Raw genomic sequence first — 21,374 nt, forward strand, 5'->3', positions numbered from 1 at the left:
TAATACCTAAGCTGGCAGCCTCTATTAATAAAAAAAGATAGCTAATGAAAGATACTAAAATTGTTAACGCCGAATTTCACGCTATACTGTAGAAACGTAGAAAATAACTGTATAAAACTGGTATATCATGAATAATAAAATCATCAAGCTCACAACTGATAGTAAAATCACTATTTCTCTGCAAGGAGGATTTGCTGCTACACCTGGTCTTGGGCAAGATAAAACAGTGAATTTAAAATCACTGTCTCCCCACCAAAAACAACTATTTATTCAGACTATAGAACGGAGTTTCTCTGATTCTATGCCACTATCATCATACCCTGACCAACATTATTATTTGCTCTGCATCGCTACCGGAAATGAAGCGTATCACTTCACATTTCCAGAGTTAGATACACCAGAAATAATTACTCAAATATGGGATGCCAGTAAAAAGGGTGGTTAATCACCCCCCTTTTTTTATTAGAATTAACGCTTTTTCAAATGAGCCATCAGACGCTTACGTTTACGCATCTGATTTGGTGTCAACGTATTACGTTTGTCAGCAAAAGGATTTGCCCCTTCTTTAAACTGAATCCGAATAGGTGTCCCCATCACTTTCAAGGACCGACGGAAATAGTTCATCAGATAACGCTTATAAGCATCGGGCAAATCAGCGACCTGATTACCGTGGATCACTACAATAGGTGGATTATACCCGCCAGCATGGGCATATTTCATTTTTACCCTGCGCCCACGGATCATCGGGGGTTGATGGTCTTCTTCAGCCATACGCATGATACGGGTTAACAGTGCAGTATTTACCCGGCGAGTCGCACAGTCATAAGCCTCAAGAATCGAGTCAAACAAGTTACCCACACCACTGCCATGTAAAGCGGAGATAAAATGCACTCTGGCAAAGTCAACAAAACCAAGACGATAATCAAGCATTTCTTTCACTTGATCTCTATCTTCCTGTGACATGCCATCCCATTTATTGACCGCAATAACCAATGAGCGCCCGCTATTAAGAATAAAACCTAGCAACGACAAATCCTGATCGGAAACACCTTCACGGGCATCGATCACCAATAGTACAACGTTAGCATCTTCAATCGCCTGAAGGGTTTTGATGACTGAGAATTTTTCAACTGTTTCAGTAACCTTACCCCGCTTACGCACACCCGCAGTATCAATCAGGATATATTCGCGACCATCACGTTCCATTGGAATATAAATGCTGTCACGGGTGGTACCCGGCATGTCATAAACCACAACCCTTTGTTCACCCAAAATACGGTTCGTCAAAGTAGATTTACCGACGTTTGGCCTGCCAACAATGGCTAATTTTAATGGCAGCGTTAAGGGATCAAAATCCTCTTCCTCTTCTTCCACCCTTTCAGCTTCATTTCGTTCCTGTTCAGCCCAATAGGCTGCGTTGGCTTCTTCCTCTGTCAGCTCAACCTCTTCTTCCTTGTCTTTACCGGAAAAAGGCAGCAATGCCCGTTCGATAAGTTGGGTTACACCACGCCCATGAGAAGCGGCGATAGAATATATATCTCCCAATCCGAGCGAATAAAATTCAGCAACGGATGTATCAATATCAATACCATCGGTTTTGTTCGCCACCAAAAAAGTGGCTTTTTCACGGCTGCGCAGGTGTTTTGCTATAGCGTGATCTGCCGGCATCAACCCGGCACGGGCATCTACCATAAACAGAACAATATCGGCTTCTTCAATTGCCATCAAAGATTGTGCCGCCATGTGGGTTTCAACACCATCTTCGGTGCCATCAATACCACCGGTATCAATGATGATAAATTCCTGTCCTTCGACTTCGGCCCGACCATATTTGCGATCGCGGGTCAGACCTGGAAAATCCGCTACCAGCGCATCTCTTGTACGGGTTAAACGGTTAAATAACGTGGACTTACCCACATTTGGGCGCCCTACCAGAGCGACGACAGGTGTCATTTGTTGATGCCTCATGACTAAATTTGAAATCAGTATTTTGCTACTCATCGTTAGCCGTAACAAAACACTAAAAAGACGAAACGGCCCCTGTTCTTTTCAGGAGCCGTGGGATTATAACAACTCTTTATTCTCTATTTCCGATAAACAGACAGTGTAGAAGTACTCAACGGGTAAACAGATAAACCGTACCGTCTTTCGCCTGTACCATCAGCTTATCACTGGCAACAACCGGACGGCTCATTAAGCCGGAGCTATCAACTTTATGTTGAGCAACGAACTTACCGTCATCCATATTCAGCCAGTGCAAATAGCCTTCACTATCACCAACAACCAGATAGCCATTATACATTTCAGGCGCTGTCAAGTTGCGGTGTTGTAATTTTGTCTGAGTCCACAGCGTTACACCATCGCTTTGACGCAGACTCATCACCCGATCGTTTTGATCAACAATGTAAATATGATCGCTGGAAACAACCATCTCGTTCACTGAGCCCAAATCGCGTTTCCAGAGGATTTGGCCTGAACGCATATCAAGTGCCACCAGATTACCGTTATAGGCTATCGCATATATTACGCCTTCAGAAATAACCGGTGTTGTATCAACATCATTAAGACGACCGATTTCTGTCGAACTGGTTACCTGAGAAATACGTTGCTGCCAAATCAGTTGCCCCTGAGAAATCAGCACAGCATTGACACGGCCATTATCTCCCCCCACGATCGCAGCACCGTAAGCCACAGCCGGAGCTGATTCACCACGCAACGATAATGATGGGGTATCCATATTAACAGACCATTGTACTTTACCATCTGACTCATTCAATGCCTGCAACATACCGTTGCTGGTATGAACCAGTACCAGGCCATCAGTCACCACCGGACGCGACAACGCTTCTCCGGCAACTTCAGATCCCCAGACAATCTGGCCGTCTTCGGTATTCAGCGCGATGACTTTGGCACGTTCAGTGCCGACATATAAATGATTCCCAGAAACGGTCAGGCCGCCAGAGAGCAACGCCGGGATACGGGAAGAGAGAAAACCGGCTTTTTCAGCCAGATTTACCGACCACATCTCTTTACCGCTATCAATGTCCAGCGCCTTAACGATACCATGGCGATCAGCGACATAGACAACAGAACCCTGCCAGGTTGGTGTCAAGTGAGAGTAATAGCGGCCAACACCATCACCTACAGATTTATCCCAGACAACCTTTGGGCTAAATTGATTCTCAACCTGTGGCAACGGTGACATAGTTACTGTGTCCTGCTCATTTGAACAACCCGCTAACAGAACAGAAGCAACCAGACCAACCAAGAGTGTTTTACGCAACTGCATTGAAAGGATCCCCTTAGCTGGATAAATTATTCAATTTAAGATTTAACATCGATTTGATCGCCTGCGGTGAATCTGATCCCAGACCTTTGGTATAAGCTGCACGGGCACCCGCAATATCACCTTTTTTCAATAGCGCATCGCCGCGGATATCTTCTGCCATGGCAACCCAACCGGAACCTTTCACCTGTTCCAGTGTTTTCAATGCGGCATCCGCCTTATCTTCCGCCAATTGAACCCGGGCTAAACGAATATTAGCCAGAGCCAGCAAATCTTCATTTTTTGTTTGACCAACAGCCGCAGATAAAAATTGATCCGCTTTTGCTAACTCATTCTTTTCAACAGCCAGTTGAGCCAAATGCATATGAGCCATCACGCCATAACTATTGTTAGTTTCAACGGCAAACTTCTCAGCAGCAGCATGACTCTCTTTTGCACCGGAAGTTAATCCACGATTTACCTGTTCAAAAGCTTCCGCACTGCCCTGCAATTGATTTGTCTGATGAGATTGCCAATAACGCCAACCAATCAGCGCGCCAGCGCCCAGCACCAGCCCGAAAACCAACGCTTTGCCATTATCGGCGAAAAAGCGGCGGATCGCGTCAACTTGTTCGTTTTCATTGGTATAGACTTCCACGGAGTCTCTCCTTAACCTAACAATTCAGCCAAACGAGCTGCAATTTCGCTTTGCGGCAACGTTTGTTGTTCGCCTGTACGTAAATCTTTAATCGCTGCCTGACCAGAACGGACTTCATCTTCACCCAAAATCAGCGCAATTTTAGCGCCTTGTTTATCCGCACGCCCCAATTGCTTCTTAAAGTTCCCTCCCCCGTGGTTAGTCACCAGGCGCAATTGCGGCAAGACATCACGTATCTGTTCAGCCAGAATCAATGCTGCCTGCTGACTGCCTTCGCCGAAGGAAGCAAGATAAACCTCCGCCACTGATAGCTCCGCCAAAAATGCCGGGTTCATTTCTTGCACCAGCAAAACCAGACGCTCCACGCCCATAGCAAAACCCACAGCCGGAGTCGCACGGCCACCCAGTTGCTCAACCAACCCATCGTAACGACCACCGGCACAGACAGTTCCCTGAGCCCCCAAAGCCGTTGTTACCCATTCAAATACCGTGCGGTTATAGTAATCCAGACCACGAACCAAACGCTGATTCATCCGGTATTTGATCCCAGCCGCATCAAGAAGTGCACACAGGCTGTCAAAATGTTCCTTTGATTCGGCATCAAGATAGTCAAACAGTTCCGGTGCATCATTAAGAAGTTGCTGAACTTCCGAATTTTTTGAATCCAAAACACGCAATGGATTGCTGTACATGCGACGTTTGCAATCTTCATCCAGCTTATCTTTATGCTGCTCAAGGAAAGCAACCAGCGCTTCGCGGTAACTGGCCCGCGCTGCCAATGAACCAATTGAGTTCAGTTCAAGCGTCACATGTTCAGCAATACCGAGCTCACGCCACCAGCGGGCGGTCAATAAAATAAGTTCAGCATCAATATCAGGTCCCTGAAGACCAAAGACTTCAGCCCCTAACTGGTAAAATTGGCGGTAACGGCCTTTTTGTGGGCGCTCATAACGGAACATAGGCCCGAAATACCATACGCGCTGTTCCTGATTGTACAGCAGACCATGTTCAATACCTGCCCGGACACAGCCTGCGGTATTTTCAGGACGCAGGGTCAAACTTTCACCATTGCGATCATCAAAGGTGTACATTTCCTTTTCGACCACATCAGTCACTTCCCCGATAGCCCGTTTAAATAACGGGGTCTGCTCTACAATCGGTGTGCGGATCTCGCTATAACCATAACTCGCCAATACGCGTTTCAAAACGCTTTCAATACGCTGCCAAATCGCAGTGTCTGCCGGCAAGCAGTCGTTCATGCCACGAATAGCCTGGATATTTTTTGCCACGTCTTATCCTGTTAATAATTCAAAAATGATGTTGATTATAGAAGCGAATACGGACGAGCTTCAATTAACAAACCAAAACAATACTGGCTCATCAATAACGATGAACCAGTATCGGATATATTATTTATCCAGTTGACTTATGTCGATACGCTTATTTTCATCCAGCATGGATGCCTTAGCGCGGATCTTGGCCTCAAGTTGATCAATCATATCAGCATTGTCTAGACGCTCTTTCTGCCGTACTCCGTCTTGATAAAAACCACTTTTTGTTCTGGCACCAGTGACACCCAAAGTGGAAACCTCCGCCTCACCCGGGCCGTTAACCACACAACCAATGATTGAAACATCCATCGGGGTGAGTAAATCTTCCAAGCGTTGTTCCAATGCGTTAACGGTGCCGATAACATCAAATTCCTGACGAGAACAAGTTGGACAGGCGATAAAGTTAATACCACGGGAACGAATCCGTAATGATTTCAGAATATCAAAACCCACTTTAACTTCTTCGACTGGATCGGCAGCCAAAGAAATACGCAGGGTATCACCGATACCTTCCGACAGAAGAATACCCAAACCAATGGCTGATTTTACAGAACCGGCCCGAGCGCCACCGGCCTCTGTGATACCAAGATGTAATGGCTGATCAATCTTCTGGGCCAGCAAACGGTAAGCGCCAACCGCCAGAAAGACATCTGACGCTTTTACGCTGATTTTAAACTGGTCGAAATTAAGTCTTTCAAGAATATCCACATGGCGCATAGCCGATTCCAACAGTGCTTCCGGGGTTGGCTCACCATATTTTTCCTGAATGTCCTTTTCCAGTGATCCGCCATTCACACCAATACGGATTGGGATATTTTTGTCGCGGGCAGCCGCCACAACCTCACGGATACGCGCCTCATTACCGATATTACCGGGGTTAATACGCAGGCAATCGACACCATACTCTGCAACTTTAAGTGCAATACGGTAATCAAAATGGATATCTGCAACCAAGGGAATACCAGCTTGCTGCTTAATCAATTTAAACGCTTCTGCCGCGTCCATCGTTGGTATTGATACACGGACAATATCAACCCCAACACGCTCAAGCGCTTTAATCTGTTTAACAGTGGCTTCCACATCTGTAGTGCGTGTATTTGTCATTGACTGCACCGAAATTGGCGCGCCATCCCCGACTGGCACATTCCCTACATAAATACGCGTAGATTTGCGTCTTTTTATCGGCGATTCATTATGCATACTGGTGTTTCTCCCATACTTCCATGTGCTTACTTATAAATGAGAACAATGCCGTATTACAAAGGCATTTATTGTGTTCCTGGTACTTTAAGACGCGCAATACGACCCGTTTTAACAAAGCTGCTTAAATTAACGGCTTGCCCCCGAAACTGCACATCCACTGCTGTCGGGGCACCGATAGTTAATTGGTAAGGTAATGAGCCAGAGAGGTTCAGGCTATCACCCTTATGTTTAGTTCCGCTAAACAGCGTTTTTCCATTAGCATCCGCAACCTGTAACCAACAGGATGCTTTGAAATTCATCACCAATTTATCACTAACGGCCACTGCCGGGGCTGTATTTTCCACAACCCTCGATATTTGAGCTGTACGCTGATTCGCAGGTAATGGCACAGTCTGTGGCTGAATTTTAGGTGTTTCCAGCGCCTGATGTTGAGCTGATGCTACAGGCTGAACCGTTTCCCCACTATTATTCACATGATGCGTGTTCGCATTATTCGCTTTCACCGCATTTTCGGTTGAAGCAGCAGATAATGGCTGCTCACTGGCCGGCAACTGTGTCGCCTGATCGTTGCTCCCGGTGGCTAGATCCGCCACATGGACTTTCTTCTGAGCAACCTGCGCCGCAGACTGATCAGCCATCGAAATCAATTCTTTCTGTTGAGCTGTGTGGTTTTGCCACCACCATGCTCCCGTCAGACTAATTACTACCAGAATAATTAGCCAGGTAATCCACATCAACCAACTTTCACGTTTTTTACGTTTCTTACCCAATGAAAAACTCTGCATTGGTGAAACTTTCGCGGTTTTTGCCGGGGTATGCTTATCCAGAATCGCCAGAATTTCCGCTTCTGGAATTTGTACCAATTTAGCATAAGAGCGAACATAACCTCGCAGGAAAGTGGGCACCATGTTGGCCGGTATATTGTCCTCTTCAATATCACGGATAGTGGAAAGTTTCAGACACAGACGATCAGCCACCGTCTGTTGAGTTAGCCCGTGCTGTTCACGAGCCTGACGCAGGAGCTGACCTGCTGTCAAATGAGCTTGTTCTGGAGTCGTTTCAGTATTCATTAGCAAGAAGACGCGGTACTGTCCAAGTTGTGAAAAACTTCGCGCTGGCTCTTTGCTATAATCCTTACATTATACAATGGCCTGCGCGGCGAAATAGATTTGCTATTTTACTAGCGGCAAATCACTGATAACAAATACGCCTGTCAGCATTATTCCCGGTCAACAGAATTTTGGCTTCTTCATACTGCCCCTGCTCACAGAGAAAAACGCTGTAATGATACAATACCGTATCATTTCCTGGCGCATACTGCATCGCCATTTTGTAACGCTGACGAGCAGCTTCCGGCTGGCCGGAATATTGCTCATACAGCGCCATACCCAACTGAGCCTGATAATGGTCTGGCTGTGCCTGTAACACCTTATCAAAATGATATCTGGCAGCCGGTAAATGACCTTCTGCCAAATAGGCCATCCCCAGTTGGATCCGGGTTTCTGCTGCGACTTTTCGCTGTTTATTTCCGTTTACCGGTTGATTGGAACACCCAGCCAATAATACAGCGGCAACAAGCATTCCCGATAACGATTTCCTTATCATTCCATCCCCACTTCATCAAGGATACGTAATTGTCGCAATAATTTCAGTTACTGCATGACAGGACATACCAACATTCAGACTGTTCTTACCTGGATAGGTTCACCTGCCTGACGTTTTTTCAATGTCCGTTTTGTGCGATCAATCACATCTCCCGCAAGCTGACCACATGCGGCATCAATATCATCACCACGGGTTTTGCGGACAATAGTTGTAAAACCATATCCCATCAGCACTTTGGCAAAACGGTCGATCCGGCTGTTGGAGCTGCGGCCATATGGCGCGCCCGGAAACGGATTCCACGGGATCAGATTGATTTTACTGGGTGTGTCTTTCAGACATTCAGCCAATTGATGCGCCTGTTCCACGCTATCATTAATATGATCAAGCATGACATATTCCACTGTCACACGCCCCTGGTTTGCATTCGATTTCGACAAATAACGGCGCACCCCCGCAAGGAACTGCTCAATATTATATTTGCGGTTGATAGGAACGATATCATCACGCACATCATCTGTCGGTGCGTGCAGGGAAATCGCTAAAGCGACATCAATCATATCGCCAAGTTTATCCAGCGCAGGCACGACACCGGATGTGGATAGCGTTACACGGCGCTTGGACAAACCGAAACCAAAATCATCCATCATGATTTCCATTGCAGGAACCACGTTATTCAGGTTAAGCAGAGGTTCACCCATTCCCATCATAACCACGTTGGTAATCGGGCGGCGACCACTGGATTTCAGTGAGCCAATAATTTTCGCTGCCCGCCAAACCTGACCAATAATTTCAGAAACCCGTAAATTACGGTTAAACCCTTGTTGAGCGGTAGAACAGAATTTACATTCCAGTGCACAGCCTACCTGAGAAGAGACACACAACGTAGCCCGATCATCTTCCGGAATATAAACCGTTTCAACTTGTTGATCGCCAACATTGATAGCCCATTTAATCGTGCCATCAGCTGAACGTTGTTCCTCTGCTACCTCAGGTGCACAGATCTCAGCAACCTGCTGCAATTTCGCCCGCAAGGTTTTGTTAATATCCGTCATCTGCTCAAAATCGTCATAGCAGTAATGATACATCCATTTCATCACTTGATCGGCACGGAAGGGTTTTTCCCCCATATCGGTGAAGAATTGACGCATTTGTTTGCGATTCAGATCAAACAGGTTAATTTTCCCGTTTTTCTTTTCTGGGGTTTCAGACACGACAGCAGCAGCAAATTGTGCCACAGTATTTGGTTGGGACATTTTTTTATATCGCCTCGTTGTTACACTTTCGGCTCTGTGTTGATGAATTCAACGCACGAAGTTTCAATTCGGGTATCACTATCAGTTTAGCCTAGTGACAAATAATAAGCGCCCCGTTGAGTTAACAACGGGGCGCGGCATTGTACAAACTTTAATGCGATGATGCTACGGGTAACGACAAATCAATTACGGGGGCAAATTTCATCTTCTGTGAAGAAATACGCAATTTCACGGTTAGCAGATTCAACGGCATCAGAGCCGTGGACTGCATTTTCAGTAAAACTGTCTGCGTAATCAGCACGCAGAGTGCCTGCTAATGCGTTATCAGGATTGGTTGCACCCATCAAGTCACGGTGACGTTGTACTGCATTCTCGCCTTCCAATACCTGAACCACGATGGGGCCAGAAATCATAAATTCCACCAGACCATCAAAGAAAGGGCGGCCTTTGTGCTCTGCATAGAAGCCTTCAGCCTGTTCACGGGTCAAGTGAAGCATTTTGGCGGCAATAATGTTAAACCCGGCGCTTTCAAAACGGGCATAAATAGACCCGATGGCATTTTTCTTCACTGCGTTAGGTTTAATAATCGAAAAAGTACGTTCAACCGTCATGGATAACCTCTTGGTTCTTCTTTCAGCAACTGATAATTTTAATTTTTTATCCCGATAAGTTAACCGGCTAATACTTATCCCGCAACCCTAGCGGGGATAAAAGAGGCGTTGATTATAGGGGCCTGAATAGCAGTTGCCTACAGAAAACATAACATTCCATTAAATTTTTCTTAGCGAAAATTACCATTTTTTCGTACAAATCACACTTTTACCTGAATCGTTTACTTCAAGGTAAAATTAACAGAATCAACCTGCCCACCCAAATCCAAAACACTAAGCTGATATTTCCCCGGTTGAGTCAATGTCTGGACAAGCTTTTGATTATTTTCTGTAGTCATAATCTGTTCTCCATTGAGAAACCACCATTGTTGCCCACCACTACCGCCCTGCGTCGTAATACGTAAATCAAGGCTGCCAAGACCGGGGAGCCGTTTCAATACATCTCCGTTATGAATGCCGACGATCAACAGCGGAGCTTCATCTGATTTCAGCGGTGGACACTGAGGGTTAACCCGAGGCAAGCGTTGTGCCCGTCGCTCTTCCGCCGGTAACCATGATTCTAGGCTAATCGGCCATAAAGCAATATTTTCTGGTTGAGCATCAGGACAATCAGGCGCGACACGCAACCCCTGTTTATCCCGCCATACCTGTTCATTAATACCCGAAATGCCTTCTTGCCCCACCGAAGGCAACGTAGGCGGAATGGTGTTATCCAGGATCCAACTCAGACGACGCTGGCGGCAATTACTGTCTCCCTTTGGCAGACTCTGACCTCCCGGCCAGCAAATGGTTGCCTGACTCACACTTGCCGGACGTGGATCAGAGGGGATACGTTGAGCCCCATTTCGCATATTTGCCAGCAATAGATTATTGACCTGATACATTATCGGCACCGCCGTGGCATAACCAAACTGTCCGATAACTGGCGTTCCATCCGGCCTGCCAACCCAAACACCGATAGTATAGCGGGCATTTAAGCCAATAGCCCAAGCATCACGATAGCCATAACTGGTACCGGTTTTCCAGGCCAGTGGTACTTGTGCCGGCAATATATCATCGGGTTGTGGAAGACCTTCTCCAGCCATAATCCGCCTCACTATCCACGCGGCACCAGGGGAAAACAGCTGCCTGTCCCGCAATTTCTGCTGCGGTGTAAATCTCAGGGGGGAAACCTTCCCCTGACGGGCAAACGCGGTGTAAGCCGCCACCAATTGATCCATCCGGGTTGCCGTCCCCCCAAGAATCAATGATAAATTGGGTTCACTGCCGGGAGGAAAACGCGATACTGTTCCCACATTACGCATATTGGCTGTAAACCGCTTGGCACCATATGCTTCGAGCAGTTGCACTGCGGTTAAATTCAAGGAACGAACCAATGCTTCACTGACACTGACCGGCCCGTTAAAGCCACTGTCAAAATTTCCCGGACGGTAATAATCAAAACGACGAGGCACATCCTGTAACAGTGATTCCCCATGAATCAACCCATCATCCAACGCCATTGCGTACAAAAAAGGCTTCAAAGTTGATCCCGGTGAACGCCATGAACTTATCATATCCACATGACCAAAACGGCTGTCATCCCGAAAATCCAGCGAGCCAATATAGGCTTTCACCGCCATATCGGTGTGATCAACCACCAATACCCCAACCGAGGTTTTCTCCGGTAACTGGTATTTCCAATTCACCGCCATATCCTCAAGCTGGCGCTGTAATCCTACGTCAATGGTTGTGTTGATAATTTCCTGACGCTGACCTTTAGCCATTCGCCTGGCAAGAAGCGGAGCAAGTTGTGGCACCTGCCGGGGAGCCAGCCACAGCGTCTCTTGACGAATATCAGCCACTTTCTCTTCCGACCAGATTTTGTATTTCGCCAACCGTTGCATAACTTTGTCACGGGCAGCCTGTGCGCGTTCAGGGTAACGGTCCGGTCTCAAACGACTGGGTGCCTGTGGCAAAATAGCCAACAAAGCAGCTTCCCCCGCAGAAAGTTCAGATGGCGGTTTGCCCAGATAAGCCCAACTCGCCGCACCAACACCTTGTAATGTGCCACCAAATGGCGCACGGTTGAGATACATGCCGAGAATTTCATCTTTGGAATAGTGCCACTCAAGCTGTAAAGTGCGCCAAATCTGTTTTAACTTCCCGCCCAGAGTACGTGAATGCGGATCAATCAACCGAGCCACCTGCATTGAAAGCGTACTCCCCCCGGACAAAATTTTACCGGCTCGGATATCCTGCCATGCCGCTCTGACAAGCGAAATCGGATTAATCCCTGGATGCTTATAGAACCAGCGATCTTCATAAGTCAGCAATGCCTGAATATATTCCGGTGACACTTGATCCAATGTCACCGGATAGCGCCAAACCCCTTCATCATCGGCAAAACGCCAAAGCGGAGTCCCATCTTCACCGACGACAATACGCGCCATTTTGACTTCACGCAGTGGCAGAGGCCAAATTTTATCTGCCAGCCATAAACCCGCCGGGATCAGAAACAGCAACAGCACAATCAGCCAAATAAGGTGATGCCTTTTTTTCATGCAAGTTTTCATGCAAGAATACCTGACGAGCAATCAGCCCTTACGCCTGAGCATAAGGGCTGACTGGGTTTAGCGGACAACTTCCAGTTTTTCAGGGGTCGCACCTACTGCACGCCAGTAAGGCACGTACATAGATTCAACCTGTGGAGCCGGAATAGTGTAGACACCCGGTGTCACAGCACGAGCCAGATAGAGCAACGTCACAGGCCGAGATGGATCAACCGCAACTGCTGCCACATATCGGTCATCACGATATTCTGTATGGCGAATCGTCGCCTGTTGCATATCACCGATCAATTCCTGGAGATTAGCGGCACTCTCACTCAAACTGGCACTGCTGTTAGCCAGATTCTGATTTTCCAGTTCTAAACCGGCAGGCAGTAAATCAACCACCAACGCATCCGGTACCGATTTATCTGAGCTGACCACCAGCTTCACCACCACCATTTCGCCACTTCTCAGACGGTCAATGGAAACCGGATGACCCTTCATATCCAAATAGCTACGCTGAATGTTCAGCACATTAGTGTAAGGTTTCGGCGAATGCAGCGGGTAACCCACGACATTCAGGCGAGAATAGAGCGTATTGTTGCCACGGTTGCTGATACCAACGCCTCGCAAAATCTGTTCTGCATCCATCACCTGATCCCATGGCTTGTCACGACTCAACGGTGGAACCTGCTGATTAACCACCGCTTCCCACGGTTGTTCTGAGGTATCAATAAAGAAACGCCCAGCCAGATAGAGTGAATTACTCTCCTGAGTTGAGAAATAATCACGGGATATCAATTCATCAGATAGAGCCAGTAATTTCTCATCACGATCTTTTGGCAACATCTTGTTTTCCGTCAACAGTGCGACAATCAGTGCATTATCACGGATGGAACTGCCATAATCTCCCAACCCAACATCATCATTACGGTTTTTATTGATCCCCAAATGGATAGCTTCATCTGCTCTGGTATTATCACCCATAAGCTTCAATGCAACCCCCAGTTGTACCAGCGACAAACCATTTCCTGCCTGAGAACGACGCTCATAAACTTGCCTTAAAGCACCCAGCGGCGCTTTCTGCTGGCTGGCAAGCACCAGACCGGCATAAGCCTGAGTCGAGAACCGCATAGCTTCCTGATTCTGGCTGTAGCGATAGTTAATGACATTCTTGTCCTGTAAATAACGCAGCAAACGGTTATTGGCAGAATTCAGCGCTTCCTTGGGGACGCTATAACCTCGCTGGCTTGCACGGAACAAGAAATCTGTGGAATACGCCGTCAGCCAGTACTCTTCATCACCGGTTCGGTCCCACAAGGCAAAACCCCCGTCATGACGTTGCATACTCAACAGGTGAGTAATCCCCTCATCAATACTGGTCCGGCGTTTGCTATCACTGTCGGTTTTGATACCCAGTTTTTTCAACTCCGCTTCATTTGAATAGAGCGACGGGTAAAGTCCGCTGATAGTCTGCTCAAGGCAGCCATACGGATAGGCGTATAGTTCACGAATATAGCGTGAAATCTGTAACGGCGGGCGACTGGTCAGTAACAACTGGCCTTCAAGCGTTGCTGGCGCTAAACCCGATATGGCATCTAACGGCAACTGCCAATTTTCTTCCTGGCGGATAACCTCAGCAAACAGCCTGGTTTCCGCTGGCTGTGCCGGACGTACTCCTATCTTCCAGCTATTTTTATACGGTTTCAGCACTTCACCGGGCAAATTCAGGCCATTAATCGTCAGGGAAACTTCTCCCTGACCAAAACCCTGATCAGCCGTGACCGGAATTTCCACTGTTGTACGTTTACCTTTTTCCAAGGTTATTGCCTTGCTGGCCGCATCCTCTAATTTAATCAGTCCATTAGCTGTAAAGTTTAAGGTCAAATTTTGCGTCTGTTCGGTTAAGTTGGTCAGATCCAACGACAACGATGAACGATCCCCCCCCGCCATAAAGCGAGGTAACGCCATCTGGGTAATCACGGGTGCGGCAATGACAATTTTACTTTCACCATGACCGAACTCATCTTCACTCCACGCCTGAGCCATCAGCCTCAGTTCTCCATTAAAATCAGGAATTGGCAAAACGATCTCTCCTTCCCCCTTTTCATTCAATGTCACGGGTTGTGCCTGTTCAGCGATAATCTTTACTTCGGTCAATGGCTTTCTACCACCGCGATCAAGTGCATTCTCATCACCATCACCACCAAAGCGCAAATTTGCCAGACGACCTTCACCCTCAATTAACTGACCATACACATCATATTGATCAACGCTGTAACGTTTACGACCAAAGAAAGCCTCATAGGGATCTGGGGTTTTGAAGTTAGTGACATTGAGTACGCCAGTATCTACCGCAGAAAGCAGCACATTAATCTGTTTAGGCAATTGCTGCCCTTGCTGTGGTGTAACCTTGACTTTAACTGTCAGGTTCTGATTTGGCCGCATTTTTTCCGGTGCGGATAACATCAGATCCAACTTACGGCCTTCGTCCGCCAACGGCAGATGCAACACCCCAATGGCGCGCTTTGGTGTCGCCTGACGGGACTTATCACCCGGACGTACAACTACGGCAGTCAAATAAAGGTCATGACGGCGCCACTCTTTATTAACCGGAACTTCCACATCCAGACCTTGTGCCGGTACAGTAATCTCCTGCCACCAGAGCGGCCCTTCACTGGATTCCACCAACAGATAACCTTTACCTGCCTGTGGTGCGGCCATATGTAGTTTGACTTTCTCACCCACTCGATAAGCCGGTTTATCCAGAGACAGTTTCACCTGATCAGGACGAACGGCACCGGTGCCACCGGTATTATCCTGCCATGAATAACCAGCCCAGAAATTAACGCTGGTAACCAGTTGATTCTCTGGATTGACAACCTCAATACGGTACGAACCCCAATCAACCGGGAAACTGACCTTTGCAGTACCATCCTGTGCAATCTGGATATGTTCATCCGCCATCACCAGATCTTTCTGATCATAGCCTGACTGCCAACCTTCACCATCCGACCAGCGCCAGTAGTAATCGCGGCGTTCATAAACCAGACGGGCGGTCAGATCTTTCGCGGCATATTTTTTGCCATTGGCATCCGCATAGACCAGCTCAAATTCAGCCAGTGAATTTTCATCCACATTGTAACGGCTTTGGTCACGACCTGTACGATAGTCATAAACCGCTTTCTGCTTAAACAGCGGACGAATACCAACCAGTTTTTCTGCTGGCCAAACCGCTTGTTCAACCCGACGTGTCACCGGGCGGCCACCAGATTCAAGCAGACTGGCCTGAACAACCACTTTTACCGGCGAAGAGACTGAACTCCAGTTGTCTGCACTGACATTCAGCGCCACCTCACCACCACTGTTTAGCGTCAAATCAAATTCATCCAATGTACGACTGAGATTTTCTTCAGTGGCAGCCCCAAACTCATAACCCGGTAATTTGGCGACTGCATCACGGTCTGGGCGCAAGAATAGTTGCCCTTGCAGGCGATTATCCGCAGCGGGTGCGCCATACAGGTAACGCCCTTTGATAGCAAAATCGACACTGTGATTTTTCATCACTGGTTGCGACTCACTGCTAATTTCCAGCGCCATACGCTCCGGCATAAAATCTTCTACATTGAACTTGTAATAACGAGGTTTGTTATCGCCCAGATCAAAACGTAACGACCAGAGTCCGGTAGCCGCTGACTGAGGAATAGTGTAGCGATACTGATACAACCCGTTTTCAGATTGCCAAACAAAACTACGGACAACCTGACCATCTGTTTTTAATACATCCACTTTGACTGGCTGGCTTTTGATTGCACGGCCGTCACCATCACGCAATAGCCCATTCACAATCAACGTCTCACCGGGGCGATAGAGATCACGCGGCCCGAAAACAAAAAACAGCTTGCTGTATCCTTGTGGACCGGCGATATCAAACTCAGACAGATCCAGCGCCGGTGATACCAAATCAACCATACTGGTTTGGTTGTCACGGGTAGCGAGTAATAATTTGGCTTTCGTATTTTTCTCCAGGCTGGCGTGTCCATTAGCGTCTGTCATTGCTTTTGACAATAATTGCCCTTTCTCATCCAGCAGACGAATTTCGACCCCTTTCAGGCTGTCGCCTTGTTCCAGAGATTGGGTAAACACATCCATCTTATCCAGATAGCTGTGCATAGAGACACCGATATCACTTAGCGTGAACATTGTCGCCGGATTAGTAGAGGTATATTTACCCGCCTGCTGCATGACAGCCATATAAACGCCGTCTTGCTGCAATGTTTTAATGTTATTTAATGGCAACAATAATTTTTCGCGAGTATTTAGCGTTGGATTAAGATCGAAACGACCGGTATAAACCAATTCCGCATCTTTGAGAATATCTTCAGATTCCCAGGAGTTCAGATTATTGCGATATTGCCACTGAGCAATAAAAGAGGGTAACGCCGTCTCTTTTATCCTGAAAAAATTAACATCAATACTATTCACATTGAGCGCTAACACTGGCAAACCTTCGGCGACTTTACTTGGCAACAAAGAGCCCTTGCTGGCAAAACCAACAGACGGAGAAATCGTCTCAGTTGTCAGGATTTTCTCATACGCCGTTTCAAGTTGACGCTCATTAATGGCTTTAACGCCTTTATCCACGGTCAGTTGCAGTTTACGAGATGGCGGCAGATGGCGCAGGCGAAGTTCCATCATGTTATCTGACAATTCCCACGCACCATCAAGCTTGCCCTGTTTTACATCTACCAAACGAACATTTTGAGCAAAATTCTGATTTGGATCTAAAGGAACAGAAAATGTCACCACCATCGCGCTGGCACCATCAAGCTGAACTTCCGAGGCATCCAGAATTGTCACCTCTTTACCGGCATAACGTTTTGCCAGTTCAGCCAGTGATGCCGCATCTTTCTGTTTTACTGATTTTGGTGGAGTATTTGACTGTTGAGGTGCTTTCTCGCTTTGAATTTCTGTGGACTGCGATTGAGCAGCTTTATTATTATCAGCGCTGTCAGACTGGTCACAGCCCGCAAGCATCAGCAAAGAAGCAAAAATTACTGAAAAATAACGTTTTTTTCTTTCTGGCCGTTGCCAGAATTGACCTTGATTCATAACCATAGCCCCTGTCTTACTCTCAACCAACGAGTGGTAGGATTTAATGAATAACTTTATAAATCAATACATTAAAACCAATCAAACAAATATAAACAACTGAGTACTACTTATTTATAGACAATATACCAACATTAAGTTCATATAATAATCCTTTATTTTAACAAATTGAATATCACGGAATACGGTAAATAAATCTGCATTTATCTTCTTATTCTTTTAGAAAGAACTCTATAAATCTTAAAGCATATTTTAGTAAAAAGCCTTATGGCCTGGCTGAACGATCAGGAAAGCCCTTTATTAAATTACTTTTCCCGATAGCCTAATAGGAAGTAAAATAACCTAAAACAGGAATCAGTAAAAGATAAAATTAATAATAAACCGAGTCAATAGAATTGAAATATCAATATTAAATATAGGAAACATTAAGATAAAGTATAATATGAAAATGCATCATGCCACTTTTTTACTATTAAAAGTGGCAATCATGATGTATACGAAACCGTAATTCTATAAACCATTCCGATAAAATACCGGAAAAATCCTCTATGATAAAATAATGCAAATAAAATCATTAATGAAAACATTCATTAATCGTTATTCATAAACCAAATGGTTTAGAAAATAAAAATTTAACATCCAATACTAGGAAACAATGAAAAACCGTTTTCTGAATCAATTTCATCATATTACCCTACCTGTAATACTTGCCCTGTTTTTAATCCTTTAGCATTGGGTAGCCAAAGCCTTCCCCAGCTACCGGTACAATGACAGCCATAGACTTCTTTTATATTTTCTTTTATGAAAAATTCTCTGATCTTCAATAACTCTGTAGGTAACGCTCTCCTCAAATGAAATCCACCGACTACTGCAAATACTTTATCCACACCTGTAATCGCTTTAGCGTGGTTAATTATTTCACAAATACCAGAATGACCACATCCAACGATAATCACAAGCCCCTGATCACTTTTCCAAATTAAAGCGCTATCATCAAATATATAATCATTAGCCCAGGAACTTCGTCTTACTAAACCATAGGACTTTCGATGATCACTAGCTATTTCTCCTGAAAAAACAAATCGATCACTTATGTTCAAATGCGATTTCGTCAAACGAAATAAAACTTTCTTCTTGATTCTTTTATTAATTTTACCCGATATTTTTTTAAATTTTAAGGCAAGCCTTTTAAACATAACGCCATAATATCTTTCATTTAATGCATCAGGATGACATATTAATTTGGCATTATGAGGAAAATAATTAACACCTCCGATATGATCAGAATGACCATGAGAGATAACAATCTTGGATATATCATCAATAGATATGCCCATCCGGTTCGCATTCTCGAGATAACTGCCATCCGGGCCGGTATCAAAAATTATCTTCTCTTCACCATCCTCAAGTAAAAGACTCAAACCAGGTTTAGCTATCAAATATGAGTCAGATGTTTTATTTTCAAGGAGTACAGTTATTTTTAATGACATGGCATATCCGTTAGTTTTGTTGAAGTAATGTATCTATTAAACGATACGGGTAACAATAGCATTGATTCACGTCAATAAAATAATGAAAGGCCATGATATCGTCACATTCTTATAAGCAGATCACAAATTATATCTTCTCCACCACAAGTTAATTATTCAACATGAAATGATTATTTCCACATCATATTTATTGTCTTGAAATATTAACATGCGATTATTATACCTTGCGGTGCAATATATATTTACAGATAAAAAACCATAATATTTAAAAAAATAAAATTCAGATAATAATCATGTAAATAATTTAACAGAATAAAACCAAACGCAATAAATAGGTTTTCATAATAGTGATACACCCATTTTTACCCTTCCCGATTTTTGCTGTTGTCATGATACTGCTTCCATGAATACCTTTACATGTTGAAGCCATTGCCACATAAATTGACAACAGTGGTTCCGTGTCACGTCGTTCATTTCGGAGTATCGATGCGATGATAGACATAACGCAGTCCGTTTGGTGATTTTTGACGATTAATCAGATCGTCAAAATCGGACTGAGTTCCCTCCAGTGATCTGCTCTTTTGAAATCTTATTTAATCAATCATATACAGGATCTTAAGCATTAAGCCTTTCAGAACAGGCATCCAATGTTTTGTTTTTACATGATTTTCTTTACGGTGTTTTGAACGCGTTCTGGCATAAATACGCTGGGGCTTTTTCCAGCCAAAAACAGGTTTCCGACCAGGCGCTTTGGAGAAGATTATCTATTATTGGCCAGAGCCAAATCTCCGTATTTTGAGCCGCTTTGAGCAGCGAAACAGCGGGGAATAATCGTCACAGGCTTCATCCGTGGTTTTGATGGTTTGTTTGGCGACGATTATCAGATCATAAATGAAGCCTTTTTTCTACCTAAAATAGATGTCTCCCAATCCGCAATAACACAGTGCCTGTTCTGCTAACTGAGCTAAAAGTCATCACCTGACCTAATCATAAAAGGTAATACCCAATCACTAATTAACGATAAATGTCACATTTCAATGTAGTTTCATTTCGAAATTAAAAGAAAAAATGTGACGTGTATCACGAAATTAAAACAAAAAATGAAATTATTTTGAAATTATTAGTGTTGGTTATTAAATGATTAATATTAATCTGTTTTTTATACAATTCGCAACACAATAATAACATTGGTCTGTTTTTTGCAATACACTATAACACCTTGTTTTTGCTGATATCTTAACCACCCAGCCTATTTTAGTTACCTGACTAATAATAACCTATTAACATTGATCTCTAAATTAAATTTAGGGTTAATGCTGCTTCGAAATTGTGGGATAGAAAGACAATGAAAAGCAGTATTTTAGTGTTTGCGGTTTTTTGTAGCGTGATGCCAGGCAGTCAGGCCGCAGACATGGCAGATCAACAACTGATCCATCAACAGGCACGTCAGCAAGCGCTGGAGGCTCAATTGGCGCCACCCCCTGCGGATGTTCGCCTGTCTGTGCCCGAAAAAGCGGTGTCCTCCACATTCCCAGTGGAAACCCCCTGTTTTCCCATCACCCGCGTCTGGACTGGCAAACCCCGCAGAAGCAGAAAGGGCAGTCGCTGTATCTGGCAATGGATTATGGCGAAGTGGGCGGCCGGGGCAGTGAAGCCTTACTCGGTAAACACCTGGCGGGGAGTGCCCTGGGCTGGCGCGGCAGCCTGAAAGGCGTGAGCTACGACCTGTTTATTGGTGTTCCGCTGTCCAAACCCGCCGGTTTCCAAACCTCCCCCGTCTCTGCCGGATTCAACCTGTATTGGCAGTATTAATTCAAATAACCAGGCTGCCAGCGTGTAGCGTGTGAGTGGAGCAAACGTCATGAACAAGCAGTTGTATCGTCTTATCTTTAATCAGGCCCGCCAGATGTGGATGGTGGTGGCCGAGATAGCGCGTGCCGGACGAGGACGAACCGGGTGCCGCATTCGTCGCCCATCGCTACCGGCGTGTCGTTGCCGACTCACCGCGTTACGATTCAGTCTGTTGCTAGCCCTTGGCGGCATTTCGCTCACCGCGCAGGCGAACATCGTGGCGGATGGGCAGGCACCGGGCCATCAGCAACCGACGATTATCCACAGCGCCAACGGCACGCCGCAGGTCAATATCCAAACACCCGGTGCCGACGGGGTTTCGCACAATACCTACCGCCAGTTTGATGTGGATAAATCAGGCGTTATCCTCAATAACAGCGCTAACCCCACTCAGACGCAACTCGGTGGGATGGTGGCCGGTAACCCCTGGCTCGCCAAAGGGGAAGCGAAAATTATCCTCAATG

General features: G+C 45.6%; 14 protein-coding genes and 1 pseudogene. 3 read left to right on the top strand and 12 right to left on the bottom strand.

The features are described 5' to 3' along the window. Positions 1–127 precede the first annotated feature (127 nt). Positions 128–445: a protealysin inhibitor emfourin gene (locus C5471_RS02070; RefSeq protein WP_133814950.1), complete on the top strand. Its 318-nt coding sequence runs from the start codon at positions 128–130 to the stop codon at positions 443–445. Between the two features lie 23 nt (positions 446–468). Here the strand turns inward: C5471_RS02070 and der are convergent, their stop codons facing one another. The 12 genes from der to C5471_RS02130 all read right to left on the bottom strand — a co-directional run bounded on the left by der (position 469) and on the right by C5471_RS02130 (position 19,059). Further along, on the bottom strand, positions 469–1,953 hold the full coding sequence (gene der, locus C5471_RS02075; RefSeq protein ID WP_133814951.1) for a ribosome biogenesis GTPase Der: 1,485 nt from the start codon (positions 1,951–1,953) through the stop codon (positions 469–471). 163 nt (positions 1,954–2,116) lie between these two features. Beyond that, positions 2,117–3,289: an outer membrane protein assembly factor BamB gene (gene bamB / locus C5471_RS02080; protein WP_133814952.1), complete on the bottom strand. Its 1,173-nt coding sequence runs from the start codon at positions 3,287–3,289 to the stop codon at positions 2,117–2,119. A gap of 13 nt (positions 3,290–3,302) precedes the next feature. Further along, on the bottom strand, positions 3,303–3,923 hold the full coding sequence (locus C5471_RS02085) for a tetratricopeptide repeat protein (protein WP_133814953.1): 621 nt from the start codon (positions 3,921–3,923) through the stop codon (positions 3,303–3,305). 11 nt (positions 3,924–3,934) lie between these two features. Continuing rightward, the gene (gene hisS / locus C5471_RS02090; protein WP_133814954.1) at positions 3,935–5,212 is read right to left on the bottom strand and encodes a histidine--tRNA ligase; all 1,278 of its coding nucleotides are present in this window, start codon (positions 5,210–5,212) and stop codon (positions 3,935–3,937) included. Between the two features lie 120 nt (positions 5,213–5,332). Beyond that, the gene (ispG, locus tag C5471_RS02095) at positions 5,333–6,454 is read right to left on the bottom strand and encodes a flavodoxin-dependent (E)-4-hydroxy-3-methylbut-2-enyl-diphosphate synthase (RefSeq protein WP_133814955.1); all 1,122 of its coding nucleotides are present in this window, start codon (positions 6,452–6,454) and stop codon (positions 5,333–5,335) included. A gap of 68 nt (positions 6,455–6,522) precedes the next feature. Continuing rightward, positions 6,523–7,527: a cytoskeleton protein RodZ gene (gene rodZ, locus C5471_RS02100; protein WP_133814956.1), complete on the bottom strand. Its 1,005-nt coding sequence runs from the start codon at positions 7,525–7,527 to the stop codon at positions 6,523–6,525. 121 nt (positions 7,528–7,648) lie between these two features. Then, positions 7,649–8,062, bottom strand: coding sequence for a tetratricopeptide repeat protein (locus C5471_RS02105; RefSeq protein ID WP_207627113.1), 414 nt, complete (start codon positions 8,060–8,062; stop codon positions 7,649–7,651). A 74-nt stretch (positions 8,063–8,136) separates the two neighbouring features. Continuing rightward, positions 8,137–9,315, bottom strand: coding sequence for a dual-specificity RNA methyltransferase RlmN (rlmN, locus tag C5471_RS02110; protein WP_133814957.1), 1,179 nt, complete (start codon positions 9,313–9,315; stop codon positions 8,137–8,139). Positions 9,316–9,497: 182 nt separating this feature from the next. After that, positions 9,498–9,926 (bottom strand): nucleoside-diphosphate kinase, encoded by a 429-nt coding sequence (gene ndk, locus C5471_RS02115; RefSeq protein ID WP_133814958.1) that lies wholly within the window; start codon positions 9,924–9,926, stop codon positions 9,498–9,500. Positions 9,927–10,147: 221 nt separating this feature from the next. Beyond that, entirely contained in the window at positions 10,148–12,469 is a 2,322-nt protein-coding gene (gene pbpC, locus C5471_RS02120; RefSeq protein ID WP_133814959.1) for a peptidoglycan glycosyltransferase PbpC, read from the bottom strand. Between the two features lie 69 nt (positions 12,470–12,538). Beyond that, positions 12,539–17,569: an alpha-2-macroglobulin family protein gene (locus C5471_RS02125; RefSeq protein WP_133814960.1), complete on the bottom strand. Its 5,031-nt coding sequence runs from the start codon at positions 17,567–17,569 to the stop codon at positions 12,539–12,541. 689 nt (positions 17,570–18,258) lie between these two features. Further along, positions 18,259–19,059: an MBL fold metallo-hydrolase gene (locus tag C5471_RS02130; protein WP_133814961.1), complete on the bottom strand. Its 801-nt coding sequence runs from the start codon at positions 19,057–19,059 to the stop codon at positions 18,259–18,261. A gap of 1,566 nt (positions 19,060–20,625) precedes the next feature. Between C5471_RS02130 and C5471_RS24160 the strand changes: the two are divergent. Next, positions 20,626–20,871 (top strand): annotated as a pseudogene (locus C5471_RS24160) (ShlB/FhaC/HecB family hemolysin secretion/activation protein); the annotation flags it as partial. Positions 20,872–20,920: 49 nt separating this feature from the next. Continuing rightward, a partial coding sequence (locus tag C5471_RS02140) for an ESPR-type extended signal peptide-containing protein (protein WP_166295574.1) occupies positions 20,921–21,374 on the top strand: 454 nt, incomplete at its 3' end.

The organism is Photorhabdus tasmaniensis (genome assembly GCF_011189505.1).
Taxonomy (GTDB): Bacteria; Pseudomonadota; Gammaproteobacteria; order Enterobacterales; family Enterobacteriaceae; genus Photorhabdus; species Photorhabdus tasmaniensis.

What these genes read in the sequence shown, in the direction of transcription:
- C5471_RS02070 (WP_133814950.1), top strand. Translation starts at nt 128, where the DNA reads ATGAATAATAAAATCATCAAGCTCACAACTGATAGTAAAATCACTATT.
- der (WP_133814951.1), bottom strand. Translation starts at nt 1,953, where the DNA reads ATGACACCTGTCGTCGCTCTGGTAGGGCGCCCAAATGTGGGTAAGTCC.
- bamB (WP_133814952.1), bottom strand. Translation starts at nt 3,289, where the DNA reads ATGCAGTTGCGTAAAACACTCTTGGTTGGTCTGGTTGCTTCTGTTCTG.
- ispG (WP_133814955.1), bottom strand. Translation starts at nt 6,454, where the DNA reads ATGCATAATGAATCGCCGATAAAAAGACGCAAATCTACGCGTATTTAT.
- rodZ (WP_133814956.1), bottom strand. Translation starts at nt 7,527, where the DNA reads ATGAATACTGAAACGACTCCAGAACAAGCTCATTTGACAGCAGGTCAG.
- C5471_RS02105 (WP_207627113.1), bottom strand. Translation starts at nt 8,062, where the DNA reads ATGATAAGGAAATCGTTATCGGGAATGCTTGTTGCCGCTGTATTATTG.
- rlmN (WP_133814957.1), bottom strand. Translation starts at nt 9,315, where the DNA reads ATGTCCCAACCAAATACTGTGGCACAATTTGCTGCTGCTGTCGTGTCT.
- ndk (WP_133814958.1), bottom strand. Translation starts at nt 9,926, where the DNA reads ATGACGGTTGAACGTACTTTTTCGATTATTAAACCTAACGCAGTGAAG.
- pbpC (WP_133814959.1), bottom strand. Translation starts at nt 12,469, where the DNA reads ATGAAAAAAAGGCATCACCTTATTTGGCTGATTGTGCTGTTGCTGTTT.
- C5471_RS02125 (WP_133814960.1), bottom strand. Translation starts at nt 17,569, where the DNA reads ATGAATCAAGGTCAATTCTGGCAACGGCCAGAAAGAAAAAAACGTTAT.
- C5471_RS02130 (WP_133814961.1), bottom strand. Translation starts at nt 19,059, where the DNA reads ATGTCATTAAAAATAACTGTACTCCTTGAAAATAAAACATCTGACTCA.